Source organism: Simiduia sp. 21SJ11W-1, assembly GCF_024138675.1.
Lineage (GTDB): Bacteria > Pseudomonadota > Gammaproteobacteria > Pseudomonadales > Cellvibrionaceae > Simiduia.
Map to the genome: position 1 here is coordinate 785310 of NZ_CP090959.1, position 14064 is coordinate 799373.

15 protein-coding genes are annotated in these 14064 nt (G+C 55.3%); 8 read left to right on the forward strand and 7 right to left on the reverse strand.

Annotated features, from left to right (window positions below; genetic code table 11):
• Genes rsmA through L1F30_RS03470 form a run of 3 tightly spaced genes read left to right on the forward strand, consistent with a single transcriptional unit; the run spans position 1 to position 1996 of the window.
• A complete protein-coding gene (gene rsmA, locus L1F30_RS03460; protein ID WP_253359425.1) occupies positions 1-807 on the forward strand; it encodes a 16S rRNA (adenine(1518)-N(6)/adenine(1519)-N(6))-dimethyltransferase RsmA in 807 nt (268 codons plus the stop codon).
• Positions 807-1181 carry a Co2+/Mg2+ efflux protein ApaG gene (gene apaG / locus L1F30_RS03465; RefSeq protein ID WP_253359427.1) on the forward strand — a complete coding sequence of 125 codons (375 nt, stop codon included), beginning with the start codon at positions 807-809 and terminating at the stop codon, positions 1179-1181. The genes rsmA and apaG overlap by 1 nt, the downstream gene beginning before the upstream one ends.
• Entirely contained in the window at positions 1181-1996 is an 816-nt protein-coding gene (locus L1F30_RS03470) for a symmetrical bis(5'-nucleosyl)-tetraphosphatase (RefSeq protein ID WP_253359429.1), read from the forward strand. Before apaG ends, L1F30_RS03470 begins: the two co-directional genes overlap by 1 nt.
• Here the strand turns inward: L1F30_RS03470 and galE are convergent.
• On the reverse strand, positions 1993-3000 hold the full coding sequence (galE, locus tag L1F30_RS03475; RefSeq protein ID WP_253359431.1) for a UDP-glucose 4-epimerase GalE: 1008 nt from the start codon (positions 2998-3000) through the stop codon (positions 1993-1995). The two genes, L1F30_RS03470 and galE, sit on opposite strands and share 4 nt — an antisense overlap.
• 333 nt (positions 3001-3333) lie before the next feature.
• Here galE and L1F30_RS03480 point away from each other — a divergent pair, with 333 nt between their 5' ends.
• The 3 genes from L1F30_RS03480 to L1F30_RS03490 are packed head-to-tail and all read left to right on the forward strand — an operon-like array spanning position 3334 to position 8068.
• On the forward strand, positions 3334-5256 hold the full coding sequence (locus L1F30_RS03480; RefSeq protein ID WP_253359433.1) for a PrkA family serine protein kinase: 1923 nt from the start codon (positions 3334-3336) through the stop codon (positions 5254-5256).
• A 24-nt stretch (positions 5257-5280) separates the two neighbouring features.
• A complete protein-coding gene (locus L1F30_RS03485; RefSeq protein ID WP_253359440.1) occupies positions 5281-6564 on the forward strand; it encodes a YeaH/YhbH family protein in 1284 nt (427 codons plus the stop codon).
• A complete protein-coding gene (locus tag L1F30_RS03490) occupies positions 6554-8068 on the forward strand; it encodes a SpoVR family protein (RefSeq protein WP_253359442.1) in 1515 nt (504 codons plus the stop codon). Before L1F30_RS03485 ends, L1F30_RS03490 begins: the two co-directional genes overlap by 11 nt.
• A gap of 53 nt (positions 8069-8121) precedes the next feature.
• Here the strand turns inward: L1F30_RS03490 and L1F30_RS03495 are convergent, their stop codons facing one another.
• Both L1F30_RS03495 and L1F30_RS03500 read right to left on the reverse strand, forming a co-directional pair.
• Positions 8122-8391, reverse strand: coding sequence for a hypothetical protein (locus L1F30_RS03495; RefSeq protein WP_253359444.1), 270 nt, complete (start codon positions 8389-8391; stop codon positions 8122-8124).
• 16 nt (positions 8392-8407) lie between these two features.
• Positions 8408-8998 carry a response regulator gene (locus tag L1F30_RS03500; protein ID WP_253359446.1) on the reverse strand — a complete coding sequence of 197 codons (591 nt, stop codon included), beginning with the start codon at positions 8996-8998 and terminating at the stop codon, positions 8408-8410.
• Between the two features lie 583 nt (positions 8999-9581).
• Here L1F30_RS03500 and L1F30_RS03505 point away from each other — a divergent pair.
• The gene (locus tag L1F30_RS03505; RefSeq protein ID WP_253359447.1) at positions 9582-10871 is read left to right on the forward strand and encodes a sensor histidine kinase; all 1290 of its coding nucleotides are present in this window, start codon (positions 9582-9584) and stop codon (positions 10869-10871) included.
• 24 nt (positions 10872-10895) lie between these two features.
• Here L1F30_RS03505 and L1F30_RS03510 read toward each other — a convergent pair whose 3' ends face one another.
• Positions 10896-11546, reverse strand: a complete 651-nt coding sequence (locus tag L1F30_RS03510; RefSeq protein ID WP_253359457.1) for an MliC family protein — start codon at positions 11544-11546, stop codon at positions 10896-10898.
• A gap of 4 nt (positions 11547-11550) precedes the next feature.
• Complete coding sequence (crp, locus tag L1F30_RS03515; protein ID WP_253359464.1) at positions 11551-12189, reverse strand: cAMP-activated global transcriptional regulator CRP; 639 nt, start codon at positions 12187-12189, stop codon at positions 11551-11553.
• Between the two features lie 299 nt (positions 12190-12488).
• Between crp and L1F30_RS03520 the strand changes: the two genes are divergently transcribed.
• Positions 12489-12911 carry an OsmC family protein gene (locus tag L1F30_RS03520; protein ID WP_253359466.1) on the forward strand — a complete coding sequence of 141 codons (423 nt, stop codon included), beginning with the start codon at positions 12489-12491 and terminating at the stop codon, positions 12909-12911.
• Positions 12912-12921: 10 nt separating this feature from the next.
• Here the strand turns inward: L1F30_RS03520 and L1F30_RS03525 are convergent, their stop codons facing one another.
• Both L1F30_RS03525 and coq7 read right to left on the reverse strand, forming a co-directional pair.
• On the reverse strand, positions 12922-13398 hold the full coding sequence (locus L1F30_RS03525) for a GAF domain-containing protein (RefSeq protein WP_253359468.1): 477 nt from the start codon (positions 13396-13398) through the stop codon (positions 12922-12924).
• 3 nt (positions 13399-13401) lie between these two features.
• Positions 13402-14040: a 2-polyprenyl-3-methyl-6-methoxy-1,4-benzoquinone monooxygenase gene (gene coq7 / locus L1F30_RS03530; protein WP_253359470.1), complete on the reverse strand. Its 639-nt coding sequence runs from the start codon at positions 14038-14040 to the stop codon at positions 13402-13404.
• Between the last annotated feature and the right edge of the window lie 24 nt (positions 14041-14064).

Genomic DNA, 14064 nt, shown 5'->3' on the forward strand with positions numbered 1-14064 from the left:
GTGACCGATTTCTATCACAAGGCGCGCAAGCGTTTTGGCCAAAACTTTTTAATTGATCAGGGCATTATCGGGCGCATTGCGCGCGCGGTGGGCGCCAGGCCCGAGGAGCAAGTGGTGGAAATCGGCCCCGGCAAGGGCGCCATAACCGAGCTGCTGATTGCCGACTGCCCGCACCTGAAGGTGGTGGAACTAGACCGCGATCTGATCCCCTGGCTTAAGGTAAAGTTTGAGCAATACCCCGATTTCGAGGTGATCGCCAACGATGCCCTTAAGGTGGATTTTGGCGCCTTGGCTGGCAACCGGCCGCTGCGCATTGTGGGCAACCTGCCCTACAACATTTCCACGCCCTTGATCTTTCACCTGTTGAGCTTTGTAGGCCAAGTGCAAGACATGCACTTTATGCTGCAAAAAGAAGTGGTGCAGCGCATGGGGGCGGAGCCCGGCTCCAAGGCCTATGGGCGGCTCTCGATCATGGTGCAGTATTGGTGCCGGGTGGAGTATTTGTTCGATGTGGGCCCGCAGTGTTTCTCGCCCGCGCCCAAGGTGGATTCCGCCATTGTGCGGCTCACCCCCCGCGCCGAGCCCGAGGTGGCGGTGCATGACCACAAGGTGCTGCAAGAGTTGGTTACCGCGGCTTTCTCCCAGCGTCGCAAAACCCTGCGCAACACCTTAAAGCAGCTGATGAGCGTTGAGGCCATAGAGCAGCTGGATTTTGATACCAGCCGCCGGCCGGAAACTATCTCGGTTGCCGAGTTTGTGGGCCTGGCAAACCATTTGCTGGCCTTGCGCGAGGCGGGAGTAGCCTAGTGGCCAAAGACGACATCCGCATCCAGGTAAAGAGCCTGTATCTGCCCGACCAGTCAGACCCCAAGGCCCGGCGCTTTGTGTTTGCCTACACTATCAAGATTAAAAACGCCGGGGCCGAGCCCGCCAAGCTGATGAGCCGGCATTGGAAAATTCTGGACGGCAACAACCAGCTTGAAGAAGTGCGCGGCGACGGCGTAATTGGCGAGCAGCCGCGCCTGTTGCCCGGTGGTGAGTTCACCTACAGCTCCGGTGCGATTCTAAAAACCCCCACCGGCACCATGGAGGGCAGCTACCGCTTCCGCACCGACGACGGCCGCCAGTTCGAGGCGCCCATCCCCCTGTTTGCCTTGGCCATGCCCGGAGCCCTGCATTAATGGCCACCTATGCCGTGGGCGATATTCAGGGCTGCTTTGAACCCCTGCAGCGCCTGCTGGCTGAGGTGAACTTCAACCCCGCACAAGACACCCTCTGGGTGGCCGGCGATCTGGTTAACCGCGGGCCGGATTCCCTGGCGGTTATCCGTTTTTTAAGGAGCCTGGGTGATGCGGTGGTGCCGGTGCTCGGCAACCACGACCTGCACTTTTTGGCAGTGGCCGAGGGCGTGAAGCCGCCCTCAAAGGGCGACACGCTAGAGGATTTACTGGCAGCGCCAGAGCTTGCCGACATTGTGCAATGGCTGCGTGGCCTGCCGTTGATTCACCAAGACAAAGCCCTGGGTTACACCATGGTGCACGCCGGCATTCCGCCGCAGTGGGGTATCAAAAAGGCGCTAAAGCGTGCCCGCGAGGTGGAGCAGGTGTTGCAAAGCGGCGATTACCGGCGCTTTTTGAAAGCCATGTATGGCAACACGCCCGCCGGTTGGCGCAAAGGCTTGCGCGGCATGAAGCGTTTGCGAGTCATTACTAACTATTTCACCCGCATGCGCTTTTGCGCCCCCGATGGCGAATTGGATATCACCAATAAATCGGCCCCCATGGGCGTAAACCTGGGCTTTGCGCCCTGGTACGCGCTGGAAAATCGCAAGAGCCGTGGCCACAGGATTATTTTCGGCCATTGGGCGGCACTGGAAGGCGCGGTGAGCGAGCCCGATATCTTCGCGCTCGACACGGGTTGTGTCTGGGGTGGCTGCCTGACCCTCCTGCGTTTGGAGGATCAGGCGCGCTTTCAGGTGAGCTGCAAGGCAGGCTAGCTGCCGTAACCCGCTGGATTTTGCTCGGTCCAGCGCCAGCTGTCTTCTACCATGGTGCGCAAATCAAACTCCGCCCGCCAACCGATGTACTCGGCGGCCTTTGCTGGGTCTGCGTAACAGGTGGCCAGGTCGCCCGCCCGGCGCGGCTTGATGGCGACATTAATCTCAGCGCCACTCACTTCCCGATAGGCTTTTACCACATCCATTACGCTGTAGCCTTGGCCGGTGCCAAGGTTGACTACCTGGCAGCCCGAGCCCATGTTTTCCATGGCCTTGAGGTGGCCGCGGGCGAGATCCACCACGTGGATGTAATCGCGCACGCCAGTGCCATCCGGGGTGGGGTAGTCGTCGCCAAACACGGGCAGCTCTGGCAAGCGGCCGATGGCAACGCGCGCCACATAGGGCACCAAATTGTTGGGAATGCCGTTCGGGTCTTCGCCAATCAGGCCACTGGGGTGTGCGCCAATGGGGTTGAAGTAGCGCAGCAGCCAGATGCGCCAGCGGTTGTCGCTGGCGGCCAGGTCAGCCAGCACCTGCTCAAGCATCAATTTGGTGCGCCCATAGGGGTTAATGGCAGCAAGCGGCGAGCTTTCGGTGAGCGGCACCTTGGCCTCGGGGGAATACACGGTGGCAGAGGAGCTGAACACCAGGTCAAAAACACCGTGGGCGGCCATAACCTCCAGCAGCGTAAGCGTGCCGGCAATGTTGTTCTGGTAATAACTCAAAGGAATTTGAGACGACTCACCCACGGCTTTAAGGCCTGCAAAGTGAATCACCTGCAGGATCTGGTGCTCGCCGAAGATGCGGGTCAGCGCGGCTTTATCGCAGATGTCTGCTTGATAAAACGCCACCGCTTGGCCGGTGATTTGCTGCACCCGCTTGAGCGATTCGGCCTGACTATTGCAGAGGTTATCCACAACCACCACCTGGTGGCCGGCCAGCTGCAGTTCGACGATGGTGTGGCTGCCGATAAACCCGGCGCCCCCGGTAACCAATACCGTCATGTGATCTGTCCCTGTATGCGTTGAATAAAGCGCCATTGTAACCGCAAAGGGCAGGGGCTGGGCAAAGACCTTAGAGGTCGTTTGTGAGTTACTTTGGCGTGAAATGCGCAAGCGCCTGACCAACGGTTGAACAATTTGATCGCGCAGTGGTCTGTGTGAAAATAATTAATGAATGTGTCTGCTAACGCGCCAGATTACCGACTATGCTTAAACCAAGCGCCAATTATTTCATGGGCCAGCAGTGCTGCCGGTGAACCAGTAAAAGGATTAAAAACGTAATTCAAACAGTCAGTTAAAAAAGCTTTCCGGCTTTCAAGGTAAAGGAGCGATTTGATGAGCATTTTCAGCCATTACCAGGACCGTTACGAAGCAACCCAGCAAGAGGAAATGACAATCCAGGAGTATCTGGATTTGTGCAAGCAAGAGCCTCGAGCCTACGCCACCGCCGCCGAGCGCATGCTAGCTGCCATCGGTGAACCGGAGCTGGTTGATACCTCCCGCGATTCGCGACTGAGTCGCATTTTCTCCAACAAAATCATCAAGCGATACCCGGTCTTTGATGAGTTCTACGGCATGGAAGAAGCCATAGAACAAATCGTCTCCTTTTTTAAGCACGCAGCCCAAGGGCTGGAAGAGCGAAAACAAATTCTTTACCTGCTGGGCCCGGTGGGCGGCGGTAAATCCTCCCTTGCCGAAAAACTCAAAGCGCTCATGCAGCAAGAGCCCATTTATTGCATCAAAGGCTCGCCGGTATTTGAGTCGCCCCTGGGGTTATTTAACCCCGATGAAGACGGCGCTATTCTTGAAGAAGATTACGGTATTCCCCGCCGTTATATCAAAACCATCATGTCGCCATGGGCCTCCAAGCGGCTGCAGGAATTTCGTGGCGACATCAGCCAGTTCAAGGTGGTCAAACTCTACCCCTCCATTCTGAACCAGATTGCCATTACCAAAACCGAACCCGGTGATGAAAACAACCAGGATATCTCCTCGCTGGTGGGCAAGGTGGATATCCGAAAGCTCGAAGAGTTTCCCCAAAACGACCCGGATGCCTATTCATTTTCCGGCGGCTTGTGCCGGGCCAATCAGGGCTTGATGGAATTTGTGGAGATGTTCAAGGCCCCTATCAAAGTGTTGCACCCCTTGCTTACCGCAACCCAAGAGGGCAACTTCAACTCCACAGAAGGCCTGGGTGCGATCCCCTTTGAAGGCGTTGTGTTGGCGCACTCAAATGAATCCGAGTGGCAGACGTTTAAGAACAACAAAAACAATGAAGCCTTTATCGACCGTGTGTACATTGTCAAGGTGCCCTATTGTTTGCGGGTGTCTGAAGAGGTGAAAATTTATGACAAGCTGTTGGAAAACAGCTCACTCAAGGGTTACCCCTGCGCGCCCGATACGCTTAACATGCTGGCCAAGTTCACCGTGCTTTCGCGCCTGAAGGAGCCTGAAAATTCCAACCTGTTTTCGAAAATGCGCATCTACGACGGTGAAAACCTGAAAGATACAGATCCAAAAGCAAAATCCATGCAGGAGTATCGCGATAGTGCCGGTGTAGATGAAGGCATGAACGGCTTGTCTACCCGCTTTGCCTTTAAAATTCTCTCCAAGGTGTTTAATTTCGACCCAACCGAAGTAGCCGCCAACCCCGTGCACTTGTTGTATGTGCTGGAGCAGCGAATAGAGCAAGAGCAATTTCAACCCGAGGTGCGCGAGCGCTACCTGTCTTTCATCAAGGAGTACCTGGCGCCACGTTATGTAGAGTTTATCGGCAAAGAAATTCAAACGGCTTATTTGGAATCTTACACAGAGTACGGGCAGAATATTTTTGACCGCTATGTTCTCTATGCGGACTTCTGGATTCAGGATCAGGAATACCGCGACCCTGAAACCGGCGAGATACTGAATCGCGCTTCGCTGAACGAAGAACTCGAGAAAATCGAGAAACCTGCAGGCATCAGTAACCCCAAAGATTTCCGTAACGAGGTGGTGAACTTTGTTTTGCGCGCACGCGCCAATAACCAGGGCAAGAACCCTATGTGGAACAGCTATGAAAAGCTGCGCACAGTCATCGAGAAGAAAATGTTCTCCAACACGGAAGATCTGCTGCCGGTGATTTCTTTCAATGCTAAGGCGTCTGCCGACGACAAGAAAAAACACCAGGATTTTGTCGCCCGCATGACCGAGCGAGGTTACACGGAAAAGCAAGTGCGGTTGCTGTCTGATTGGTATTTGCGGGTGCGTAAGTCGCAGTAAATTGATCGAAACCGAGGTACACGAATGAGCTATGTTGTCGATCGTCGCCTGAACGGTAAGAACAAGAGTACTGTTAATCGCCAACGCTTTTTACGCCGTTACCGCGACCATATTAAAAAGGCGGTATCTGACGCGGTTAATAACCGCTCCATCACCGATGTGGAGCGGGGCGAAAAAATCAGTATTCCTACGCGCGATATCAGTGAGCCCGTATTTCACCACGGCCGGGGAGGGCGCAACGAGCGCGTGCACCCAGGTAATAAGGAGTTCACCGCAGGCGACCGCATACCCAGGCCCCAGGGCGGTGGTGGTGGCGGTGGTGCAGGGGAGGGTGCCAGTGATCAGGGCGAAGGCATGGATGACTTCGTTTTCCAGATCACACAGGAAGAGTTTTTAGACTTCATGTTTGATGATCTGGAGCTTCCGAACTTGGTTAAACGCCAGCTCTCGGGCTCTGAAGAGTTTAAATTTCACCGTGCAGGCGTTGCCAATGAAGGCAACCCCGGGCGCATAAACGTTGTGCGCAGCCTGCGTGCGGCCAATGCCAGACGTATTGCCCTGGGCGGCCAAAAGCGGCGCAGGTTACGTGAATGCGAAGCCCAGCTTGCAGAGCTAATGGCGATAGATGAAGTGCTGCGTGACCACAAAGCGGTTGCCGCGCTTGAAGATGAGATTACACAACTGCAGGCGCGCTTGAAAAAGGTGCCTTGGCTTGATGATTTTGACATCAAGTACAATCTATTGGTAAAGCACCCCATCCCAAAATCCAAAGCGGTGATGTTTTGCTTGATGGACGTCTCGGGCTCCATGACCCAAGACACCAAAGACATGGCCAAGCGCTTTTTCATCTTGTTGTATTTGTTTTTGCAGCGCAATTACGAGCGTACCGAAGTGGTGTTTATTCGCCACCACACCAGTGCCAAGGAAGTAGACGAACAGGATTTTTTCTACAGCCGAGAAACCGGCGGTACTATTGTATCCAGCGCATTAAAACTGATGGATGAAGTGGTGGCAGATCGCTACTCGCCAGAGGAGTGGAATATCTATGGCGCCCAGGCCAGCGATGGCGATAACTGGAACGACGATTCAAGCGTGTGCCGGGATTTAATGTTGAGCAAAATTTTGCCCAAAAGCCAGTACTTTGCCTACATCGAAATTACGCCCCGTCAACATCAGGCGCTGTGGGAAGAGTACGCCAAGGTGGCAAACTCCCAGCCCGATGGCTTTGCCATGCAACAAATTAAAACCGCGGCCGACATCTACCCCGTGTTCCGTGAACTTTTCCAGAAGAAATCCCATGACGCATAGCCCTATTTCTACCAGCTCCGAATGGACCTTTGAGCTTATTTCGGAATACGACCAGGCCATTGCCGAGATTGCCAAAGAGTACGGCCTGGATACCTACCCCAACCAAATTGAGGTGATCAGCTCTGAGCAGATGATGGATGCATACGCCTCTGTGGGTATGCCCATTGGCTATAACCACTGGTCTTACGGCAAGCAATTTTTGAATGTTGAAAACTCCTACAAGCGCGGGCAAATGGGCTTGGCCTATGAAATTGTAATCAATTCCAACCCCTGTATTGCCTATTTGATGGAAGAAAACACCATGACCATGCAAGCGTTGGTTATTGCCCACGCCTGCTACGGCCATAACTCCTTTTTTAAGGGCAACTACCTGTTTCGGGCTTGGACCGATGCAGATTCCATCATCGACTACCTGGTGTTTGCAAAAAATTACATTGCCGAGTGTGAATCGCGCCACGGCATAGATGAGGTTGAGCGCATATTGGATTCGTGCCATGCACTTATGAATCACGGCGTGGATCGCTATAAGCGCCCCTATCCTATTTCTGCAGTAGAAGAGATTCAGCGCCAGGAAGAGCGAGCCAAGCATTTACAGCAGCAAGTGAATGACCTGTGGCGCACCATCCCCGTGGTGGAGGCGGAGAAGGCGGCCAAGCAGCAGCGGCGGTTCCCCGAGGAGCCGCAGGAAAATATTTTATATTTTATTGAAAAGCACGCGCCCCTGCTTGAGCCCTGGCAGCGGGAGCTGGTTAGAATTGTGCGCAAAATTGCGCAGTACTTTTACCCGCAACGTCAAACCCAGGTAATGAACGAAGGCTGGGCCACTTTTTGGCATTACACCTTGCTCAATACCTTATACGACCGGGGCAAAGTGACCGACGGCTTTATGATGGAGTTTCTACAAAGCCACACAAGCGTTATTTACCAGCCAGCGTTTGATAGCCCTTACTACTCTGGCATCAACCCCTACACCTTGGGCTTTAACATGATGTGTGATATCCGGCGCATGTGTGAACACCCAACGGATGAAGATCGCAAGTGGTTCCCCGATTTGGTGGGCAGGCCCTGGCAGGAAACCCTGGATTTCGCCATGCGCAACTTCAAAGACGAAAGTTTTATTTTGCAGTACCTTTCGCCCAAGCTCATTCGCGAGCTGAAATTATTTTCCATTGTTGACGACGATGCGGAAAGAGAAATTGTGGTTGATGCCATTCACGACGAGCAGGGCTATTTAGCGGTGCGCGAAGCGCTGGCGGGCAACTACAATCTGGGCAACCGCGAACCCAATATCCAGGTTTACAACGTGGATGTGCGCGGCGATCGCTCGCTGACCTTGCGCCACTATCAACACCTGCGCAAACCCATGGGCGGCTCTACAGAGGAGGTGCTCAAGCACGTGCACCGTTTGTGGGGGTTTGATGTGGTATTGGAATCTGTGTGTGATGATCAGGTGACCCAAAGCTTTCGCTGCCCACCGGCCTCGCCAGACGAGGCGGCCGCCTAGGTACTAGCCCCACTACCTGGGTACTAGCCCCACTAAGCGTCACCTGATTGTGACTAAGCTTGGTTCAGCCAGCGCCAGGCCATCAATAGAAACAGGCCGTAGGCCACAAGGGTTGCGGGAAAGGTTTTGGTGCCCAGCAAAGTGCCTGCCCGGCGCTGCTGGCTGGCGAAGATCAAGGCGCTGGATACCACCCCTTGTAAGGCCAGCGTAAAGCCGATGCCCCGGCCTTCATGGGGCAGCCACTGGGGAGCCACAAGCCAAAGCGCAGCAAGGCACAGCGCCATGGCAATGTTGCACCAGCCAAAGTATTCAATAGCCTTCAAATCATTGCCCCCGGGCTTAGAGTGTTTCCAGGGCGGGTTGCCCTTCGCCTATCAACTCTGCAACCTTGGTGAGCAGCTCGCTGTTGTCGAAGGGTTTGGGAAGGATGTCGTCGGCGCCGGCGGTCATGGCGCGGTTCAGGCCTTCGCGGGTTTCCGCAGAAATCACCAGCACTTTCACCTGGCTGTGGTCTTCCTGCTCGCGAATGAAGTTGAGCACCTGATAGCCGTCCATGCCGGGCATTTTCAAATCCAATGTCACCAGCGCCGGGTTGTGCCGCATTAGCAGGGTGCCGGCAATAAACCCGTCTTTAGCCACCTCAACCTCGTAGCCTGCACGCTTTAATGTGCGCCGTATGGCCGCTGCCATCTCTGGCTGATCTTCAATAATCAGTACCCGGTTGTTGGCGCCCACAAGCTCGGGCGGCACGGGCATGCTGTTGTCGCGCAAGAAGGTGACGAAATCCTGAGTTTGAATCCGGTGGTCTCCCCGCCCTGGCAATTTATAGGCTTTTAGCCGGCCGCGCTCGATCCAGCGGATAACAGTGCGGAAGTTAACGCCACAGTACTTGGCGGCCTCGCCGGTGGTTAGAACCTGAATTTCACTCATACAGAAGTCTGCTGGTGGGTTTGGACAATCACAGAATAGCCAATTTTTCTACTGACTTAAATGTCTAATGTGCTTTATGTATCAAATATCCATAACGAATTGATATAATGTCACGATTGACAGGTTAGTCAGAAAATGTAGAATGGTCACATGTTCAAGCGAAAGAGTGTGGTTGCCCAAGGGCCTGGGCCCGACGGTAGAAGTTCTCTGGCAGTAAGCTGAATGTGATGACCCTTTGTAGTAGCTAGTTGGTTAAATCCGGTTTTGTCGTAGTCGTTGTTAAGAAGGCAGAACCGGGCTCTATTTAGGGGGGCTCGAAGTAACACAAGTAGTCGCGTGTTGAGCCTCCCGATTTTTCCACCGCCGGCGCGAGCCCGCAGGTTAAACGGTAAGACCCGATGAGTAGATCAGGCCCAATTAACCCGTTGTAACAGGCAGTGATGAACCGAACACCCTAAGACCTTGCCCTCACCTTTTGAGGGCTTTTTTTTGCTTGCAAGAAAGGCAGGCCCGGGCCTGCTCTTGCGTCGCAAGGGGCATCTGCGTTTTACTGCACCCTCAGGCAAAGCAAGGAGCCAAGGCGATGTCTCAGGCAATACTGTTAGTGGATGACAACGACATCAACCGCAAGTTGGTGCGCCACATTCTGGCCGATGAGTACCCCGAACTCTATGAGGCCTCCAATGGCCTGCAGTGTTTGGCGCTGTTGCGCGAGCAACCCGTAGACCTGGTATTGCTGGATCTCAATATGCCGGAGAAATCGGGCTTTGAGGTTTTGGAGGAGCTGCCAGACCTACCCCTTTCCCGCTCTCCCACAGTGATTGTGCTCAGTGCCGATAACGAACCCAACACCATCAGCCGGGCCTTTCATCTGGGCGCGGCTGATTATGTGTCTACGCCCTTTAATCGCGACGAGTTGCTGGCGCGGGTGCGTACCCATCTGGCGTTGCACAACCGCGAGCAACACTTAGAGCAGCGCGTGCAAGAGCGCACCCAAGAGCTGCAAACCGCCAATGCGCGCCTGCAAGAGGCCACCGCACAGCTGATTCAGGCCGAAAAAATGGTGAGCCTTGGCCAGCTGGCGGCCGGAGTGGCCCATGAGATAAACAACCCTGTGGGCTATATCAATTCAAATCTGGATACGCTCAATGCCTACCTGGGGGATTTGTGGCGCCTGCTTGAGGCCTATGAGGGGCTTGAGGCGGAGCTGCCGGCATCCGAGGCGCTGCAAGACCTGCAGCAGTTGAAGGCCCGCTTGGATTTAACCTATCTGCGCGAAGATTGCGCGCACATTATCAGTGAATCGCGCCAAGGGGTGGCACACGTAAAGCAAATCGTAAGTGACCTCAAGGGCTTCGCCCACCCCGAGCAAAAGGCCTGGCAAGAGGTGGATTTACACCAGCTGCTGCGCTCAAGCCTTAATATTGTTAGCAATGAATTAAAGTACAAGTGCGATGTGGAGCTAAGGCTTGGCGAGCTTGTGCCGGTGCAATGCATTGGCCCGCAAATTAGCCAGGTGCTGTTAAACCTGTTGGTGAATGCAAGTCAGGCCATGACCGAGTTTGGCCGCATTGAGGTACGCTCAGGCTTTGATGCAGCCCAAGATTGCGTGTGGCTCAGCATTTCAGATAACGGCAAAGGCATGACGCAAGAGGTGCAGCGCAAGATTTTTGATCCCTTTTTCACCACCAAGCCCGTAGGCGAGGGAACAGGGCTGGGGCTCAGTGTTTCCTACGGCATTATTCAAATGCATCGCGGCGAAATTCAGGTGGAATCCAAGCCGGGCGAAGGCAGCTGCTTTACCCTGCGGCTACCCAGAGTGCAGCCGGATGTTTCTACATCGGCTCAGGTGCCCGCCGAGTCTGCCCAGTGAGGTGCAAGGCGATGGCTTTGCCAATCAGGCGGCTTCGGCCCAGGGGTGAACCAGTGGTTCGGCAGTGCAGTGGCGCTGGTCTTCGCCGGCAAGGGTTAGAATCGCCTCGTCACCCTTACTCCAGAAGTCTGCCGCTTCCGATTGATAATGCGCACCCGAGCCACTGGGAATGCGGGTGAGCAGATAGGTGTGTTCACCCAATGATAGAGTGGCCTGATCGCCACTGAGGCTTACGCGCAAGCCCTCGCCGTCGCACATAAAAAATACCGTGGTGGGCGCGGCCGCCGCTGCAGGCTGCATGACAAGGGTAACTGGGTTGTTTGTTTGGGGCAGTAGTGCGGCGTCTGGCGTGTGCCACAGCAATTTACCCGCTTGGCTTTCAATGCGCGCGCGCAGCTGGTATTGGGCGTGGTCTTCACTTGGTAGCTGCAGGTTTTGCAGCAGGAAGGTCAGTGGTTGCCGGGCTTGCTGGCGCAGCTCGGCAACGCGGCTGGGGGCTTCATTCGCTGCCGCTTGCCGCTCCAGCCAAACCACCAGTTGGGCGGCCTCGGGCAGTGTCGCGTTTTCGGGCAGTTGTGCCTGGCCACTCACTTGTTGCCAGTGCGGCGGCGCTTTTGGGGTACAGGCAAAGACCCCCAGCGCAAAGGCACATACCGCCAAGCGTACCCAGGGCATCAAATTAACGGGTCCCAAAGACCACCATGGTCTTGCCCTTTACTGAAACCAGGCCCTGTTCCTCCAAGGTTTTGAGTACCCGGCCCACCATTTCGCGGGAGCAGCCCACTATGCGGCCGATTTCCTGGCGGGTGATCTTGATTTGCATGCCGTCCGGGTGGGTCATGGCATCGGGTTCTTTGCACAAATCCAGCAGGGTGCGGGCCACCCGGCCGGTGACATCCAGAAACGCCAAATCACCTACTTTGCGCGTGGTGTTACGCAACCGCTTGGCCATTTGGGTGCCCAGCGCAAACAGGAATTCCGGGTGGCTCTCGCTCAGCTCTTGAAACTTGCTATAGCTGATTTCTGCTACTTCACATTCGGTTTTGGCTCTTACCCAGGCACTGCGGGATTCGTCGTCACTTTCAAACAAACCCATTTCGCCGAAAAAGTCGCCGTCGTTGAGGTAGGCCACAATCATCTCATGGCCGTCGTCGTCTTCAATCAAGACGGTTACCGAACCTTTAACGATGTAGTACAGCGAATCACTTTTATCGCCGGCATAAATAATGGTGGTTTTTGCCGGGTAGCGACGTCGGTGACAATGTTCCAGAAACTTGTCCACGTTTTTTATGTGTGGTGTCAGAGATACTGCGACCAAAATGTAACCCCTTGCGCGTGTTGCCAAAAGCTGAGTGTGGTGGCCTAGTGGGCCGGCACCGATTATGGCGTTTATCGGGTGTGTGTACCAGCTGGCATGTGACTGATGGTTCTACTGTGGTCTTAAAAGCCACCCATAGTGTGAACTGGTTGGCGTTTGGCTTAAGTCTAAGGTGTGATATTGCGCCCGATCCTGCCCGGGGTACAGCGAAATGCGCATTTATTGGCGCTTTTTTCAGGGCTGGCACGGTTTTGTGCTAATCTGCGCGCCTTTGTTTCAGCAACACCGAGAGGTCTGGCATGCAAGCGACGGTCAAATGGGTAGATGGCGTCATGTTTTTGGGTGAATCGGGCAGCGGCCACAGCGTGGTGATGGATGGCGCAGCCGATCACGGCGGTCGCAACATGGGCGTGCGCCCCATGGAGATGATTCTGCTGGGCCTGGGTGGTTGCGCCTCGTTTGATGTAATCAGTATTCTTAAAAAGGCTCGCCAGCCTGTAACCGATTGCCGGGTAGAGCTTGAGGCCGAGCGTGCCGATGGCGTGCCGTCGCCATTTACCAAAATTCACCTGCGCTTTGTGGTCACCGGGCGCGGTTTGAAAGAGGTGCAGGTCAAGCGTGCGGTTGAGCTTTCCGCCACCAAATATTGCTCCGCCTCCGTGATGCTGGAGGCGGCCAATGTTGCGCTTAGCCATTCTTATGAGGTGGTTGAGGCCCAGTAGCGGGCAGCGCTCAGTGTTTAAACGCGGGCGCAAGCAGGGCCAAGAGCGCCTGCAGGCCTTGTTCATCAACGGCTGAAAACGCCGCCGGATCGTTGGAATCCAAATCCAGCACGGCGCGCACTTCGCCCGTGTCGTCGAGTACGGGCAGTACAATTTCAGACAGGGTGCTGCTAGAGCAGGCAATGTGGTAGGGCAGGCTGTTTACATCGTCTACACGCTGCACGGCTTTGTCGTTGGCGGCCTTGCCGCACACGCCGCGATCAAAACTGATTTGCAGGCAGCCGTGCCCGCCCTGGTAGGGCCCCACTTTCAACAGGCGAGGCTCGGTAACCCGGTAAAATCCCGTCCAATGGCTGTAGGGCAGTGCCTGGTGAATTTCGCACACCAGGGTGGCCATTAGCGCAATTTCATCGGTTTCGCCCGCCGTTAAGGCTTGGCAGTTGGCAAGTAATTGGGCGTAGATCGCCTGCTTTTCAGCATCGTTCATGGGTTAGATCCGGTAACTGGTTTTGGTCATCAATTTGGCCGAAAGGCTCATCAGCTGTTTCACGGGGGCCGGAAACGCCAGGCCGCCGGCGGCCAGCGCCGCTTGCGCGTGCTTGGCTTCGTCTTCGCGCATTTGGCTAATCACCGCGCGGCTTTTGCGATCTTCGTCGGGCAGCGATGCCAGGTGGCTATCCAGGTGTTTACACACCTGATCTTCGGTGGCCGCCACAAAGCCTAGGCTCACTTTATCGCTGATGAGGCCGGCGCCTGCGCCAATGGTAAAAGACAAGCCATACCACAAAGGGTTCAGCAGGCTCGGGCTGCTATCGAGTTCGCGCAGGCGCTGCTCGCACCAGGCCAAGTGATCCACTTCTTCATCTGCAGCCTGTGCCATTTCAGCGCGCACTTCCGGCAGCTTGGCGGTAAGTGCCTGGCCTTGGTAGAGCGCCTGTGCACACACTTCACCTGTGTGGTTGACGCGCATCAGGCCTGCCGCGTGGCGCTGTTGCTCGGGCGCCATGGCAGCCTCGGGTTCACAGGCAGCAGGTGAGGGCCGGCGCGACGCCGTGGGGCCGGGCGCCAGGGTGCGCAGGGCGCGGTCTGCCTCAATCAGGCATTGATCCAAAAAACTGAGTTGTCGCATAGCACTTCTCCCGCGGGCATTAAG